Raw genomic sequence first — 15,361 nt, 5'->3', positions numbered from 1 at the left:
AAGGGTCAGCGCTTCGATTGAAGGTTGACATCTCATTATTTAAGATCACAATAATTAACAAAGCAAATAAAAAATGACCAAGACCGGCGCAAAGTCCGGCTGTCACCTGACCAGAAAAGGGACTGTTGAAATGAAGAAGCAAGTGATCGCCCTGACGGCCGCGACATTGATGTCGGCAACGGCCGCTCTGGCTGAATATCCGGAAAAGCCTGTATCGTTCATCGTTCCGTGGCCTCCGGGCGACCTGGAAGACGTGCTGACCCGTCTGATCGCGGACAAGTTCCAGGAAATGTACGGCGTGCCGGCAGCGGTCGTGAACAAGCCGGGTGGCGGCGGTGGTCCGTTCCCTGGTGCAGTGGAAGTCGCGACAGCGCCTGCCGACGGTTATACGGTCGGCTCTTTCGTTACCGACGTGCCGATTGGTGGTCCGCAGATCGGAATTCCCGAACTTTCGCCGAACCCGTTCGAGCCGATCGGCATTTTCATGACCTATCCGTTCGTGATTGCCGCTGGCGCAGACGCGCCCTACGCCACGTGGGCGGAGCTGGCTGATTACGCCAAGGAAAACGAGATCGCTCTCGGCCATTTCGGTTCGTTCCTGCCGCCCACCCAGATCACCTTCGCTGCCGCCAAGACCTCCGGCTTCGACTTTGCCAGCGAAGCAGCTTTTGACGAGCTGAACTGCAACACGCTGGCCTCCGGCGATGTCGACGTCATCAACACGACACTGCAGCAGATCCAGCCGTGCCTCGGCGAGGTCAAGATCCTGGCCAGCATCGGCAAGGAACGGACGTCCCTGACGCCGAACGTACAGACCATGCAGGAAATCAACCCGGATCTGTCGGTTGCGCTGTGGAATGGGCTGTTCGTTCACAAGGACGTTCCCGAAGATGCACGGATCAAGATTTCCGAAGCTGCGCAAGCTGCGCTCAAGTCGCCGCAGGCGCTCGAGCTGATCGGCCAGACCGGCGTCCTGATCTACTGGCAGGACCCGGTTCAGTCCGAACAGCAGATCGAGGCTGATGCGGCGGCGCTTCAGAAAATCTCCGAGCTGATCGAACAATAAGGCGACTATTTCGGCCGGCGCATCTCGCGCCGGCCGGTTGCTTTCGGGTTCCAAGGAGGGTTCGGCTTGGCGCGCATCAAGACGCTGCAGGAACTGTTCAAACGCTATCGCCGGCCCGGCGACATCGTGTTTGCAATCCTGTTCCTGGCATTTTCCCTATTTCTTCTGTCGCAGATCCCGGGTGAGACGGTCTGGGCCAAGCGGACCAAGTGGTTTGCACAGCCAAGGTTCTGGCCCACAGTCGCTATCGGCGGCATGGTGCTGTTCGCCAGCCTGCATTTCATAGGCTCGCTTTGCTCCAAGCGCATTCCGGGTCGATGGCGCGAGGTCGGCTTCTGGCTGAAGTCGTTCGAGTTCGTGGCCTATTTCCTGATCTACGTGCTCCTGGTGCCGCAAATCGGCTACCTGCCGGCGACACTCGCCTTCACCTTGTTTCTGTGTGTCCGGATTGGCGAGGCAACGCCTCTCAACCTGGGTGCCGCGGTTGCCTTCAGCATTTCTGTGGTGGTGATCTTCCGCGCGTTTTTGCAGGTCAAGGTTCCCGCAGGCCACATCTACGAGGCGCTGCCTGACGGCATCCGCGCCTTTGCCCTGACCTATCTGTGAGGCGAGAATGGAACTGATCCTCTCCAGCCTGTCCATGCTTGCCCAATGGGACGTTCTTGCGGCCCTGGTGATCGGCTCCATCGGTGGTGTCATCATCGGCGCAATTCCTGGTGTCGGAGCTGCCGTCGCCATCGCAATCCTGCTGCCGGCAACCTTTTCCTTCGAGCCTATCGTCGGCTTGACGCTGCTGCTCGGCGTCTATGGCTCATCCATGTATGGCGGCGCCATTCCGGCGGTGCTGATCAACACACCGGGTACGGCGGTCAATGCGCTGACCACCTATGACGGCTATCCCATGACCAAGAAGGGGCAGGGGCATCGGGCGCTGTCGCTCGCCTATTCGGCTTCTTTCTTCGGCGGCATGTTCTCGATCCTGTGCCTGATCGTCCTCTCGCCGGTTCTGGCGATGATCGCACCGCATTTCGGCAGCCGCGAGATCTTCCTGGCCGCGTTGATGGGCATCATCCTGGTTGTGGTTGCGCACCGCGGACAGGTTTTTGCCGCCGGCATGCTGGCCTGTTTCGGCATCTTCCTGAGCACCATCGGCCTGGAGCCTGCCAAATACACGAAGCGCTTCACCTTCGACCAGAGCTGGCTCACCTCCGGTGTCGATCTCATCGTGGTGGTGCTCGGTCTCTTTGCGATCTCGCAAGCGTTGCTGCTGCTGGTCGACAAGGAACATCAACCCGGATCGGCCAAGGTCGAGGGCAACCTCTTTGCCGGGCTCAAGGAGCTGTTCGCGTTCAAACGGGTGGCGACCGTTTCTTCCGGCTTCGGTGTTCTCATGGGCATGATCCCCGGCGTGGGTGAATTCACTGCCCAGTTCCTGTCCTACACCTATGCGCAGAAATCCTCGAAGGACCCGGACCTTTTCGGCAAGGGATCACCGGAAGGGCTGATCGCTTCGGAAGCTGCCAACAATGCGGTTCCCGGTGCGGCGATGATCCCTTTGCTTGCTCTCGGCATTCCGGGAGAAGCGCTGACGGCAATGATGCTGTCGGTATTCTATGTTCATAACGTCATCCCGGGGCCTCAGCTGTTCCAGGGGCAACTCGACTTTGTGGTCGCGCTCTATCTGGCGCTGATCCTCCTGAATATCATCGTCCTGGTCTTCCTCCTGTCCTCCACGGGGCTGCTGCTCAAGATCATTCAGATCCCGACGCGTTTCCTGGGCGTGATGATCATGACGCTGTCCTTTGTCGGCGTGTTCTCGCTGCGCAACTCGGTGACCGACTGCGCGATTGCCGCCGGCTTCGGCGTCTTCGGCCTGGTGCTGAAGCGTCTCAACCTGCCCATTGTGCCGATCATCCTCGGCATGGTGCTTGGCGGGATCATGGAGGTGAAGCTTCGCAGCGCCATGGCGCGGGTGAATTCCCCGCTCGATTTCATCGACAGGCCGATCGCCGCAATCCTCTTCACAGCGATCATTCTCATTCTCGTCCTGCACGTACGTACGGTCATTCGCGAGCAAAAGGCGCGACGGGATCGCGAAGAGGACACTTCCGAAACCTCAACCCAGCAAGGGTAGGAACCAAGATGCTTGACCAGGCCGCAATCGACGTTTTGCGCAACCAGCCCGTTGCCGAGCAGGGGCATTTTGTAAACGGCGCCTTTGCCGCGTCCCGGGAGGGGGCGACGCTGGAGGTGCTTTCCCCCATTGACGGAAAAACGCTGACAAGGATCGCAAGCGGAACGGCCGCCGATGTGAGACTTGCTGTTGAGGGCGCGCGCAAGGCGTTCGAGGATGGCCGCTGGTCGAAAGCCGCCCCGGCCCACCGCAAGAAGGTATTGTTGAAGCTGGCGGATCTGATCGAGACGAAAGCGCTTGAGCTTGCGGTTCTCGGCGTGCGCGACAACGGCACCGAGATCAACATGGCCTTCAAGGCCGAGGCTTTGTCCGCGGCCGGGACCTTCCGGTACTACGCCGAAGCACTCGACAAGATCTATGGCGAGATCGCGCCGACGGCAGACAATGTGCTGGGGCTTGTCCACCGGGCACCGGTCGGTGTCGTGGGGGCCATCGTTCCCTGGAACTTCCCGCTGATGATCGGCGCCTGGAAGATTGCTCCGGCGCTCGCCATGGGGAACTCCATCGTGCTGAAACCGGCGGAATCAGCCTCGCTCAGCCTGCTCAGGATTGCCGAACTGGCGTCGGAGGCAGGAGTTCCGGACGGTGTCTTCAACGTCGTGACCGGCCCCGGCGCCGTGGTCGGCGAAGCCCTGGCCCTGTCCATGGACGTCGACATCCTGGTCTTCACCGGTTCCGGTGCGACAGGGCGGCGGCTTCTTGAATATTCCGCCAGATCCAACCTGAAGCGCTGTTATCTGGAGCTGGGCGGCAAGTCCCCCAACATCGTCTTCAATGATGCGGCTGATCTGGCGAAAGCTGCCAAGGTGTCGGCGGCGGGGATCTTCCGCAATTCCGGCCAGGTCTGTGTCGCCGGTTCGCGCCTCCTGGTGCAGGAGGACATTCACGACGATTTCGTTGCCGCGATCTGCCGGGAAGCCGAAGCTTTCAAGGTGGGCGATCCGCTGGATCTTTCCAGCCAGATCGGCGCGGTTCACTCGCTGACCCAGCTGGAAGCCGACCTGAAATTCGTGGAGGCCGCGGAAGCCGAAGGTGCCGAGCGCCGCACCGGCGGTGAGCGGATCCTGACCGAGACCGGCGGCTACTACATGGCTCCAACCGTCATGAGCGGGGTCAAGCCGAGCGATACGATTGCCCGGAAGGAAGTGTTCGGGCCCGTACTGGCCGTAACCGCCTTCAAGGACGAGGAAGAGGCCATCCGGATCGCCAACGACACCGAATATGGTCTCGCCGCCGGTATCTGGACGTCCGATCTCGGCCGGGCGCACCGGATGATTTCCGGAGTCCGCTCCGGTGTCATCCATGTGAACACCTATGGCGGCTCGGACATGACCGTCCCGCTCGGGGGGATGAAGCAGTCCGGCAACGGCCACGACAAGTCGCTGCACGCGCTCGACAAGTATGTCGACCTGAAGACAGCCTGGATCCAGCTCTGAGGATATCCATGACCAAGACAATCCTGTCCATCGGGACCTACGACACCAAGAATGCCGAACTGGAATTCATTGAGCAGACCATACGCGATCAGGGTGGCGAGGTGCTGACGATGGATGTCAGCGTGCTGGGTGATCCTGCGATGCCGACCGGCATTTCCAAGCATGAGGTCGCCAAGGCGGGCGGCATGTCCATTGAGGACGTGATTGCGCAAGGCGACGAGAACAAGGCTTTTCAGGTGATGGCGCAGGGTGCGGCAAAGCTTGTCGCCGACCTTTATGCGCAAGGCCGTATCGACGGCATGATCGCGCTTGGCGGAACCATGGGGACGGACCTGGCACTCGATTGTGCCCAGGCGCTGCCGATGGGCGTACCGAAATTCATCGTGTCCACGGTCAGCTTCTCGTCTCTGATCCCGCCGGAACGGCTGGCGCCCGATATCCAGATGATCCTGTGGGCCGGTGGCCTTTATGGCCTCAACGAAATCTGCAAGTCGTCGCTGGCGCAGGCAGCAGGCGCCGTGCTGGGTGCCGCCAGGGCCGCGCAGATGCCGGATCGCTCAAAGCCGCTGGTCGGCATGACATCGCTTGGCTCCAGTTGCCTGTCCTATATGAAGCTTCTGAAGCCGGCACTCGAAGACCGGGGGTATGAAGTCGCTGTCTTCCATTCCACCGGCATGGGCGGCATGGCTTTCGAAAGCCTGGCACGGGAAGGGGCGTTCTGCTGCGTCATGGATTTCTGCCTGCAGGAATTCGGCAATCTCCTGGCAGGGTCGCTAGTCAGCAGCGGGCCGGACCGGCTGCAGAATGCAGGCAGGCTGGGCACGCCGCAGATCGTGGCGCCGGGCGCGCTTGATCTGGTGGATTTTGCCGGCTGGCAGGAAATCCCGGCGCAATATGCCGACAGGCCGTTTCACGAGCACAATCGTCTGATCAAGAGCTCCGTCTTCAACCCGCAGGAGCGCCGTCAGTGGGCGAATGCACTCGCCGATCGGCTGGAGGCGGCCAAGGGGCCGACCCATTTCCTGTTGCCGCTTGGCGGTATCGAGGCCTGGGACAAGGAGGGCGAGGAAGCCCACGATCCGGAGGGGCTGGCGGCCTTCATCGACGAAGTCAGGACAGTCTTCCCGGGCCGTATCGAGACGACCGAGGTTTCGGCGCATATCAACGACAAGGCGTTTGCGGATGCTGTGCTTGGCGTTTTCGACAGATGGGTCGAAAAAGGGATTGTCATGCGGGGCGGTTAAGGCGGCCGCCGCGCGTGCCACGAAAGGAAAAAGCGCCGGCGAGCGGCGCTTTTTGGGGTCGTGAGATGGGGCTTTAGCTTGTTCTTGTGATCTGAGGTCAGCCCGTGGCAAGTCGTTGCCTGTCACGGGCCTTGGTCATCAGGACCGTGGTTTCTGGTTTTCCGGATCGTAGAGCGGCTGATAGCCGACACCGGCGACCTCGACCGGGTAGGTTTCCGAGAAATACTCGACATTCAGCTTGCGGCCGACCTGGCAGTACTCCTGCGGCAGGTAGGCAAGAGCGATGTTCTTGCCGATGGTCGGGCCATAGGCGACCGAGGTCGTGTAGGAAATACGGCCCAGGCTGTCGACCAGCGTCTTGCCCGTGTCCGGATCCTGCACCGGCATCGCGCCGACCGGGTAACGTTTGACACCGCTTGCATCTGTGTTTTCAAGCATCACCAGCGTGCAGAGCATGGCCGGCTGCTTGTCGCGCTCCCGGTACTCGACGTGCTTTGCCTTGCCGCGGAAATCCGCTTCCTTGACCTTCGGGCGGGCCAGATCAGCCTCCAGGAGGTTGTACTGGGTCAGAAGATCGGCGTTCTGCAGGCGCAGGGATTTTTCCATGCGGCGCGAGTTGGCGTAGGTTTCGACGCCGACCGCGATGACACCCGTGGACCGCAGAGCGTCCCAGACAGCCAGGCCGTCTTCGTACTTCATGTGCAGTTCCCAGCCCTGTTCACCGACATAGGACAGGCGCAGGGCCATGACGGACTTGCCGGCGATTTCGATCTGGCGGATGCCCGCGAAGGGGAAGTTTTCAGGATCGAGTGCTGCCGGATCGGCAACCACTTTCTTCAGGTTCTCACGGGCGTTCGGGCCCCAGATGCCGATGGTGGTGTACTGCTCGCTGACGTCGGTCACCGTGACGTCGAAGCCTTTGTCCTCGGCGATGCGCTTCACATAGTGATAGTCGCGCGGGCCGGCGTCCGCACCGTCGACGATGCGGCAGCGGTCTGCCATGCGGAAGACCGTGAGGTCGGCACGTACGTTGCCTTCGTCATCGAGGAAGTGGGTGTAGATACCCTTGCCGATGTTGGCATCGCCGCCGATCTTCGCGGCACACAGCCACTCCAGCAGTTCCACATGGTCCGGGCCTTCGACGTCGAACATGTAGAAGTGCGACAGGTTGATGATGCCGCAGTTCTCGCTGAGTTCGAGCTGCTCGGCGTTGGAGACGCGCCAGAAATGGCGGTTGTCCCATTCGTTTTCACGAACCGGAACCCGGTCGCCGTATTTTTCCAGCAGATGCTCGTTGGCGGCATACCCATGCGCGCGTTCCCAGCCGCCCAGTTCCATGAAGTGGCCGCCGAGTTCAACCTCGCGGTCGTAGAACGGGGACCGCTTGACGCTGCGGCTCGTCAGGTAAGGCTCACGCGGGTGGATCGCCGGGAAATAGATCTTCTGCGCAGCTTCGTAGCAGCGGTCCTCGATGTATTTCTCGGACAGCTGGTGGGAATAGAAGCGCGAATAGTCGATGGACGCATGGTCGATTTCAGTCCGGCCATCGGTGATCCAGTCAGCCAGCAGCTTGCCGTAGCCAGGTCCGTCCTTGACCCAGATCGCAACGCAGTACCACAGGCCGCGAACCTTCTGGCTTTCACCGCAGGAGGGGCCGCCGGCCGCGGAAACCTGCAGGAGGCCGTTGAAGGAATGGCCTTCGTTGTAGCCGATCTCACCCAGGATCGGGGTCAGCTCCATGGCGCGCTCGAGCGGCTCCATGACCTGTTCCATTTCCAGATCGCGCTGGGAGGGGGACAGGCGGGCCTGATCCTTCTCCAGAAGATCGCGCGGGTGGCACATGCGCGGATGGGTCGGTTCGTAGTACCCCCACTCGATCTGGCCGCCTTCGGCCGTCTTGGGATCGCCCGTGTCGCGCATGTAGGCGGAGTTGCCCTGGTCGCGCAGCAGCGGATAGCCGATGTCCTTGCCGGTGCCTTCGAATTCGTTGTACGGGCCGAAGAAAGTCAGCGGATGATCGACCGGCATTACCGGCAGGTCTTCGCCAACCATCTCGGCAATCAGGCGGCCCCACAGACCGGCGCAAACGATGACATGGTCAGCCATGATCGTGCCGCGGTGGGTCTTGACGCCCTTGATGTGGCCGTCCTCGACGATAAGGGACTGGGCCGGGGTATTGGCAAAGGCTTTCAGCTTGCCGGTCTTCTCGCCTTCATCAACAAGCTTGCCTGCAACCGTCTGCGAGCGCGGGATGACGAGACCTGCATCCGGGTCCCACATGCCGCCCTGGACCATGTCCTCTTCGATCAGCGGAAACTTTTCCTTGATCTCGGCCGGGGTCACGAGGCGCACATTGGTGCCGAAGGCCTTGCCCGAGGTCACCTTGCGCTTGATTTCCTCCATCCAGGTGTCGTCGCCGGTGCGCGCGACTTCCAGACCGCCGACGCGGGCGTAGTGACCCATCTTGTCGAAGAAGTCGATGGAGTACTGGGTGGTCCAGACGGACAGGTAGTCGTGGCTGGTGGTGTAGCAGAAGTCGGACGCATGGGCCGTCGAACCGATGTCGGTCGGAATGCCGGACTTGTCGATGCCGACAATGTCGGTCCAGCCGCGTTCGATGAGGTGATGTGCGATCGACGCGCCGACGATACCGCCGAGACCGACGATGACGATCTGTGCCTTGTCAGGAAATGCTGACATGTCTCATTCCTTTTTCATCGACCGGAGCGCAGTCCGCCTGCGTCCGGTCCGTGCGACTGCACCGGATTTCCGTTTCGTGGCGGCAGTATCGCGACTGATCGACAGGCAAAATAGCGTAATTGCGTCATGGCGGCATAAGCGCCACGACACGGTGGTTCAAATCGTCAGGAAAAGCTGGCTTGTGATTGCGACAGGCTGGTCGTGTTTCGATAACGCGGCACGGCACGAAAACGGCCGCGAATTATCAGGGAAATGTCAGGGTTTCGGGTGCGTGGTGAAGTATCCGGCAAGCGCGCCACGCCGGAAGGGAGTGGCGGCAAATGATAGGCGTTCACCGCGTTGCGCTCCGGCCATCATATCCGTCAGGTGAGGATGGTTGCCCCGGGGAAACGTAAGCCGGAAAGCTGCGGCCCGGGGCAACGCGTCAGGTCCAATCAGCGAATGCTGCAGTTGCCTGAAGTCGATGTGCTGTTGATTGTGTAGCGCCACTTGGTCTTGCCGCCGTAGTAGCCAAGGCAGGGTCCGTCACAATAGCCGTTCTTGGCGTTCGAGAACTCCGAGAAACTGATGAAGCGGCAGCTGTTGCCGTCATAGGCGAACTTGTAGGTCCGCTTTGTGGTGCGGTCCTCGGCTGGGTCCTTTTCCTCTTCGGAAATTTCGACGATGCCGTTGCTGTAGGTGTAGCGCGAACAGATATTCCGCTTGTAGCCTTCCTCGATTTCCAGCTTGACGCAGTTGGTCCTGCCCTTGCCGGAGATGCTGCCGGAGGTCTTGACGCTTTTACCGTTCACAAACACGGTTCCCGCCTGGTTGTCCGGATCGGCGACCAGCAGATTGTCGCCGTTCTGGCGGATCAGAACGGCCGTGGTGCCTGTGCGGTTGTTGGTTTCGGTGAACGAACCCTTGTTGGTGTTGGAATAATAGTCCTTCTGCTCGATCTTGATATTCGAGCTCAGGAAAATCTTCTTGCTGCCGAGATCGAAGGTCGCGGGAGCTGATTTGGAACTCTGGGCCGGGGAGGCGCCTTCCGGTGCCGTCGACTGGCAACCGGCCATACCCAGCATTGAGGTCGTCAATGCCAGGAACAAAATCTTCTTCACAATAAGTCTCCTTCCGGGAAAATGCCCTCCATCTGGAGGATCTTGAAATTCGATGTTGATGGATTTGTTTGGAGCTGTGGTTGCGGGTTTGCCGGTGCGCTGTCCATGCCGTCACTTTCCATAGACATCGGTTTGCGGACCGTCCTGAACCTTGCAAATGAGCGAGGTCGGCTTTCCATAGGCGTACTTGAGCTGGGTGTTGGAGAAGTGCTCCTGCCTGAACTCCAGGATCCGGCACTCCTTGCCGTTCATTTCCAGCGTGAATGCGTTTTTCCGGATGTATCCGTCTTCAACCATTTCCATGGTGTGGACTGCATGAAGACGGTTTGCGGAGAGCCGCTCAACATCCACGAAATGGACGATGGGGTCGCCAGATTTGGTTTTATTGACCCTCTCACCTGATCCCGTGCCGGTTGGTATCCGGACGCCTTCCGTTTCGAAGTTCGAGTGAAACGAAAAGGAATAGAACAGGTCGTCGTTCCCGGCGAAGAAGATGGCGGCGAGATAGAACCACGCGCTGTGTTCCCAGACGCAGGACTGTGTGCCGTCGGCAAAACCGCAGATCGGCATGGTGATGTCGATCGTTATGGTCTTGCCGGACATGTCGTCCGCGCTTGCGTTTCCTGCAAAGCCGGCCGCAAGAAGCAGGCTGGCTGCCAGAGTTTTTATCAACCCCATCTTGCCCCGATCATCTGAAACTCGAGCACGTGTGCCGCTCTGCCAGGTCAGTCACAATATTGCTGGCCGTTGAACGTGAAGCAGTTGCCTCCGGATGAGGAGGACTGGGGACTGGGTTTCGACTTCGTGTAACACTGCCCTGCTGAAGAGAGCAGTTGTCCGGCCGGGCAGGTTTTCAGAACACACTCGTTGTTCTTCAATACGTAGCGGGCGGAACAGGTCAGCGGACATATCCTGCCGTCGAGCTGCCGAAGTTTCTTCAGGACAGCCGCGTTGGGAGACAAGGACGCAAGCTGAAGCTTGGCTTCGTTCCTCAAGGTGTCGAGCGCGCGGCCACTTTTCGGGCCCCAGACACCGTCTGGCGAACCTGCGTCGCAGCCAAGCCTGTTGAGTTCCACCTGGACGGCCCTCGTCAGTTCCTTCGGGTCGGACGGGACCGGAGCTTCGTTTATCGGTTGCTCGGCTTCGCTCGGTACAAGACTTGCCTGGACCTGCGGCTTGTCTTCGAGGTCCTTCAGTCGGTTGGCGGCGACACCTGCGAAAAGGCCGTTTGGAAACTGGGCGAGATAGGCGCGCAGTTCCGAGATGGAAGGATTGTCGCGAATGGCGGTCCAGTAGGCGACGTCGAGGCTGCCCTGGCTGCCGGCTTCTCCGGCGGTATCGTCTGGCAGCGGACCGTCTTCATAAAAGTAGAAATCACCGGTGATCGAGCTGACTTCCCAAGGCACCTGCCGGTCGGCGGTTTCGGCCAGAACATCGCGCCGGGCCTGTTTGAAGACGGATTCAATCGGCTCGCCGGGACTGGTCTCGATGGCGCGGCTGAGGGCGGCCGTGTAGGGGGAATTTCCAGCGGAACCGTCCATCGCAACCTGCCCGGGTGACGTCGCATAGGCGATCAGGGTGCCCATTGGTGCATCGATGGGGGCAAGGCCACGGGTGGCCGAGCGGAAAGAGCCTTTGAAGGGATTGTTGCGACAGGCATCCAGTACGACGATGTTCACCGGACTGCTGGACGAGTTCATCACCTTGAGGAAGTCGTTGACGTTGATGCCCTCGAGATCGACCTCGTCCTCATCCGCCAGAAGGGCGTTCACCGGGATGAGATAATTCTCCCCGCGTACCTGCACACCGTGCCCGGCGTAGTAGATCAGGCCAGCTTCGATCGACGAATCCCGCAAGGTGCGACCAAACTCGAGAAGTTCCCGCTTCATATCCCTGTAGTTGCCGTCGATGAGTTGCCTCACTTCAAAACCGGCATCGCCCAAGGTTTTTGCCATGAGAAGGGCATCGTTTTCAGGGTTTTTCAGAGATTGAATATGTTCGTAATTCGAATTGCCGATGATGAGTGCGACACGCTTACCCGCAAAGGCGGATCCTGTACTGGAAATTATTTGAATAAATACGATGGTCGTTAAAATGACGCCTAAACGAATAATATGTGCTGGCAGCAAATAGTTCACTTGTAGCCCCCGCTAAGTGAATGAAATAAAGCAGTTCTTGCTGAATACTCTCCTTTGTATAGCTGCAGCACCGGTTTCCTGTCCACAGCGTCAATGGAGGAAGACCATTGCCAAAGTGACGGGTTCGTCCTGTCTTCCGGTTTTGGTCTTGTATTTTTCGCGGGGGAAGGTGCTGGGCGTGCAGAACGGGGGCACGCCCGCAGTCTTTAGCTCCAGACCGTTTCCTGTCCGTTTTCAAGCACATGAACCACGCCCTGCGGTTCCTTGAGGCTGAGGATCCCGGTGTCATCGAGGCCAAGAACGATACCTCGAATAACCTTGCCGATCTGGCCATGGGCCACTGCGATTGTCGGTCCCGTCAGGCCTGCAAGCCAGGCTCCGGCGCGCTCACGCATCTGCTGCAGTGTCTCGCCACCCGGCGCGCCAAAATACCAGGTGTTGCCGGGCTTGCCGTTCATGTGTTCGGGATACTTCTCGAACATCTCGGGCCTTGTCAGGCCGCTCAAACCGCCGACATCGATTTCGACGAGCAGGTCGGTTTCAACCGGCGAAAAGTCGAAGTTCTGCTGCAGGTACTGCGAGGTTTCCAGAGTTCGGCCCAAGGGGCTGACCATCTGGTCGTAACCTTCGGCTGATACCAGTTCGCGGGCGAGGATCTTTCCCAAGAGGGTCGCCTGCTCGCGTCCCTTTGCGGTCAGGGGAGAATCCAGCCGGCCTTGCGCACGGCCGATCAGGTTCCATTCTGTTTCGCCGTGGCGCATGAAGATGATTTTCGGATGGGTCATCGGATTGTCTTTTTAAGTGTCATGTTGGCGGTCCGTTCGGGTCGAACCGGTTTTACGGGGGTGAAACTGGGCGGGCAGCAGTCGGTGCTCCCGCCCGGCAGGCGTTTGATCTCAGGCTGCCGCCACTTCGTTGAGGAATGTCGTCACGGTCGACCGAATGCGTGCTGTCTGCTGGTTCAGGTCGTCGGAGGCATTCAGAACATCGCTTGCGGATTTCCGGGTGTCGCCGATCGCGTCCGAAACGCTGGACATGTCTTCGACGACCGCCATGGTTCGATTGGAGGCGAGGGCGGCATTCCGCGCGATTTCGTTTGTCGCGTAGCCCTGCTGCTCGACAGGAGCGGCAATCGCGCTGGTGCACTCCGAGACGTCCTGCATGATCGCGACGATCTCGCCGATGGCCGTAACCGTTTCCGATGCGGACGCCTGCATGGCCGCAATCTGCGAGGCGATTTCGTTTGTCGCTCTTGCGGTCTGTGTTGCCAGCGACTTGACCTCTGCCGCCACCACGGCAAAGCCCTTGCCGGCTTCCCCGGCACGAGCCGCCTCGATGGTGGCGTTGAGCGCCAGCAGGTTGGTTTGTTCGGCGATCTCGGAGATCAGGGAAACAACGCCTTCGATGCTTTGTGCGGTTTCCGCCAGGCCGGTGATCTTGCTGCTGGTCCGGTTGGCGTTGTCCGCGGCGTTGCTGACGATCTGGCTTGACGTTTCCACCTGCCGGGCGATCTCGGCGATCGAGGCAGCCATCTCGTCGGTGGCAGCCGCGACGGCCTGAACGTTGCCGGAGGCTTCGTTCGAGGAACCGGTGGCGTTGCCGGTGAGGGAAGATGCCGTTTCGGCAATCACCGTCATGGACTGGGCAGTGTCCTGCATTTGTCCGGCATTTTCGGACAGGCTCTTCAGGACGTCCTGAATGTCATTGCGGAACCCGGCCACCAGCCTGTCTATATGCTGTTGGCGCTCCTCACTGGCCAACTGGCTTTGCAACCGTTCTTCGCCGAGGCGGCGGTTTTCCAGCAGGCTGTCACGGAAAATCAGGAGTGCCTGACGGAGCTGCCCAACCTCGTCGCGCGTGACCGCACCGTCGATCGTGACATCGACTTCGCCGTCAGCCAGACGGCGGGTCGCAGCTGTCAGAACGGACACGGGGCGGGCAACGGTGAACCAGAGTGCAACTGCCGCCGCAATGCCGAACACCAACCCGACCGCGGACACTGCCAACAGGATGAGTGTCGACCTTGCTTCCGTACTGGCGGCACTGGTTTCCAGCCTTTCGTTGAGCGCGGAAATGCCTTCGGCAAACTTTGTCTCGGCAGTGTCGGCAGCAGCAAGCGCAACCCGGAAATCTGCCATGGCCGAAGACAGTTTCGCAAAGGCGCTGCCCAGGGTTTCGATTGCGGTGCGCGCTGCAACCGCATCGGCTCCCGTCAGCATGGTGGACAACACCTGCTCCTGTTGCATCTGCAGGGCCGCGATACTGTCGAGCACCGCCTTGCGCGTAAGATCCGACCGGTTGACCTGGAACTGCCAGAACGCATCTGACAACACCCGGGCTTCGGCAGCAAAGTCGTCGCCGGCCTTGGCTTCGGCAACAGCGGATCGGGCAAGTCCCTCGATCGCCAGCATGTCGCCGTGGGCCCTCTTGAAGGTGCGGCCAAGGTCATTGCGCACGGCATCGGTCAGTCCGGCAAGGCTGTCAAAGCCCTTGGTCAAAGCGTCTCTCCTGGACAGGGCCTGGGACGGATCCTTCTGTACAGCAGAGAGCAGGGCGCGCATGGCGTTGGCGCCTTCGGCAAGGTCACGCGCGGGCTGCAGGTTTTCCGACACGGTTGCGAAGGACGTCAGCTTGCGGATCAGAAGATAGTACTTGCCGAAGGACTTGCTGACGGCCTTCATGTGAGCCGCGTCCGGATGTCGAAACAGGGTCTCCAGATCCAGCTTGAGCTGCATGGAGTGGGCGCTGGCAAGTGTTGCTGCCTGCGCGAGTTCACTGGCTGCTTCCCCGCTTGTTCTCAAGGATTGCAGCTCGTCGACCAGTTTCTGTTCGCGTTTCGCTGCCACCTGGGCAACGCTGTGGCCGATCGCCATCAGGTTTTCCAGGGACGTCGTCATCTGCAGGCGTTTGCGTTCGATTTCTTCCTCGGAGGCAACCAGGGCGTCGAAAGCAGTCGAGAATGCCGCAATGTTGCCGGTCGCCGAGGCAACGTCTTCTCCACCGGCTTGCAGTACGGACAGCGTCGCGGAGATGTCGGTCATGCTGTCCTTCACCACGGAGACGTCATCCGGATTGCCGGATTCGACGTAACGCGCTTTCAGGCGGTTAAGCTGGGCCATGGACATCAGGGCAGAGCCCGTTGTCTGGGAGGTTTGAATTGCCCCGCCCATCTGGCGGGTCGCGACATAGCCGACGACCGCAACGGACATTGTAAGCAGAACGGAAACAGCCATGCAGATGGCGAGTTTCATCGATATCGGAAGATTGCCGGCGGCTCTCATGTTTCCCCCATGAATCGAGTTTCAGTGGTTCACTGAACTCCATGCCGCCACAGGAGTAATCCGGGAAAGCTAGGTGGTAGTTGTTACCAAACTATTTATGACCAGGTCAGTTTTATCGGTGAGGCAAGTGCCTAGCCAAAGTTGACTAATATCACCGAGCATCGGAACCTTCCTTGATCCGCTGAAATGCTTGACAGGTGTT

11 protein-coding genes are annotated in these 15,361 nt (G+C 59.9%); 5 read left to right on the top strand and 6 right to left on the bottom strand.

Translation table 11 applies throughout. The annotated features are described in order from the left end of the window. Window positions 1–130 precede the first annotated feature (130 nt). The 5 genes from HCG46_RS05215 (at window position 131) to HCG46_RS05195 (ending at window position 5,940) form a co-directional block, all read left to right on the top strand. Window positions 131–1,066 carry a tripartite tricarboxylate transporter substrate binding protein gene (locus tag HCG46_RS05215; protein ID WP_031270417.1) on the top strand — a complete coding sequence of 312 codons (936 nt, stop codon included), beginning with the start codon at window positions 131–133 and terminating at the stop codon, window positions 1,064–1,066. Window positions 1,067–1,132: 66 nt separating this feature from the next. Further along, a complete protein-coding gene (locus HCG46_RS05210) occupies window positions 1,133–1,672 on the top strand; it encodes a tripartite tricarboxylate transporter TctB family protein (protein ID WP_055656045.1) in 540 nt (179 codons plus the stop codon). A 7-nt stretch (window positions 1,673–1,679) separates the two neighbouring features. After that, a complete protein-coding gene (locus HCG46_RS05205) occupies window positions 1,680–3,200 on the top strand; it encodes a tripartite tricarboxylate transporter permease (protein WP_168684969.1) in 1,521 nt (506 codons plus the stop codon). A gap of 8 nt (window positions 3,201–3,208) precedes the next feature. After that, window positions 3,209–4,696, top strand: coding sequence for an aldehyde dehydrogenase (locus HCG46_RS05200; protein ID WP_168684967.1), 1,488 nt, complete (start codon window positions 3,209–3,211; stop codon window positions 4,694–4,696). Window positions 4,697–4,704: 8 nt separating this feature from the next. Beyond that, window positions 4,705–5,940 (top strand): Tm-1-like ATP-binding domain-containing protein, encoded by a 1,236-nt coding sequence (locus HCG46_RS05195; protein ID WP_168684965.1) that lies wholly within the window; start codon window positions 4,705–4,707, stop codon window positions 5,938–5,940. A gap of 138 nt (window positions 5,941–6,078) precedes the next feature. Here the strand turns inward: HCG46_RS05195 and HCG46_RS05190 are convergent, their stop codons facing one another. The 6 genes from HCG46_RS05190 to HCG46_RS05165 all read right to left on the bottom strand — a co-directional run bounded on the left by HCG46_RS05190 (window position 6,079) and on the right by HCG46_RS05165 (window position 15,159). Beyond that, window positions 6,079–8,640 carry an FAD-dependent oxidoreductase gene (locus tag HCG46_RS05190; protein WP_075282361.1) on the bottom strand — a complete coding sequence of 854 codons (2,562 nt, stop codon included), beginning with the start codon at window positions 8,638–8,640 and terminating at the stop codon, window positions 6,079–6,081. Between the two features lie 434 nt (window positions 8,641–9,074). Then, window positions 9,075–9,740 carry a hypothetical protein gene (locus HCG46_RS05185; protein WP_055656035.1) on the bottom strand — a complete coding sequence of 222 codons (666 nt, stop codon included), beginning with the start codon at window positions 9,738–9,740 and terminating at the stop codon, window positions 9,075–9,077. 111 nt (window positions 9,741–9,851) lie between these two features. After that, window positions 9,852–10,418, bottom strand: a complete 567-nt coding sequence (locus tag HCG46_RS05180; RefSeq protein ID WP_023003297.1) for a hypothetical protein — start codon at window positions 10,416–10,418, stop codon at window positions 9,852–9,854. A gap of 47 nt (window positions 10,419–10,465) precedes the next feature. Beyond that, window positions 10,466–11,878 carry a caspase domain-containing protein gene (locus HCG46_RS05175; protein WP_168684963.1) on the bottom strand — a complete coding sequence of 471 codons (1,413 nt, stop codon included), beginning with the start codon at window positions 11,876–11,878 and terminating at the stop codon, window positions 10,466–10,468. Window positions 11,879–12,084: 206 nt separating this feature from the next. Beyond that, complete coding sequence (locus HCG46_RS05170; protein WP_023003301.1) at window positions 12,085–12,663, bottom strand: histidine phosphatase family protein; 579 nt, start codon at window positions 12,661–12,663, stop codon at window positions 12,085–12,087. A 111-nt stretch (window positions 12,664–12,774) separates the two neighbouring features. Beyond that, window positions 12,775–15,159 carry a methyl-accepting chemotaxis protein gene (locus HCG46_RS05165; protein ID WP_168684961.1) on the bottom strand — a complete coding sequence of 795 codons (2,385 nt, stop codon included), beginning with the start codon at window positions 15,157–15,159 and terminating at the stop codon, window positions 12,775–12,777. Window positions 15,160–15,361: the final 202 nt, after the last annotated feature.

The sequence above is a fragment of the Labrenzia sp. PO1 genome (assembly GCF_012273635.1).
GTDB classification, from domain to species: domain Bacteria; phylum Pseudomonadota; class Alphaproteobacteria; order Rhizobiales; family Stappiaceae; genus Roseibium; species Roseibium algicola.
Note: the sequence above shows the minus strand (reverse complement) of the source record. Positions and strands in the feature narration are given on the sequence as shown.

Excerpts from the sequence above, each read along its gene's own strand:
- HCG46_RS05215 (WP_031270417.1), top strand. The coding sequence starts at position 131 with ATGAAGAAGCAAGTGATCGCCCTGACGGCCGCGACATTGATGTCGGCA.
- HCG46_RS05205 (WP_168684969.1), top strand. The coding sequence starts at position 1,680 with ATGGAACTGATCCTCTCCAGCCTGTCCATGCTTGCCCAATGGGACGTT.
- HCG46_RS05200 (WP_168684967.1), top strand. The coding sequence starts at position 3,209 with ATGCTTGACCAGGCCGCAATCGACGTTTTGCGCAACCAGCCCGTTGCC.
- HCG46_RS05195 (WP_168684965.1), top strand. The coding sequence starts at position 4,705 with ATGACCAAGACAATCCTGTCCATCGGGACCTACGACACCAAGAATGCC.
- HCG46_RS05190 (WP_075282361.1), bottom strand. The coding sequence starts at position 8,640 with ATGTCAGCATTTCCTGACAAGGCACAGATCGTCATCGTCGGTCTCGGC.
- HCG46_RS05180 (WP_023003297.1), bottom strand. The coding sequence starts at position 10,418 with ATGGGGTTGATAAAAACTCTGGCAGCCAGCCTGCTTCTTGCGGCCGGC.
- HCG46_RS05170 (WP_023003301.1), bottom strand. The coding sequence starts at position 12,663 with ATGACCCATCCGAAAATCATCTTCATGCGCCACGGCGAAACAGAATGG.
- HCG46_RS05165 (WP_168684961.1), bottom strand. The coding sequence starts at position 15,159 with ATGAGAGCCGCCGGCAATCTTCCGATATCGATGAAACTCGCCATCTGC.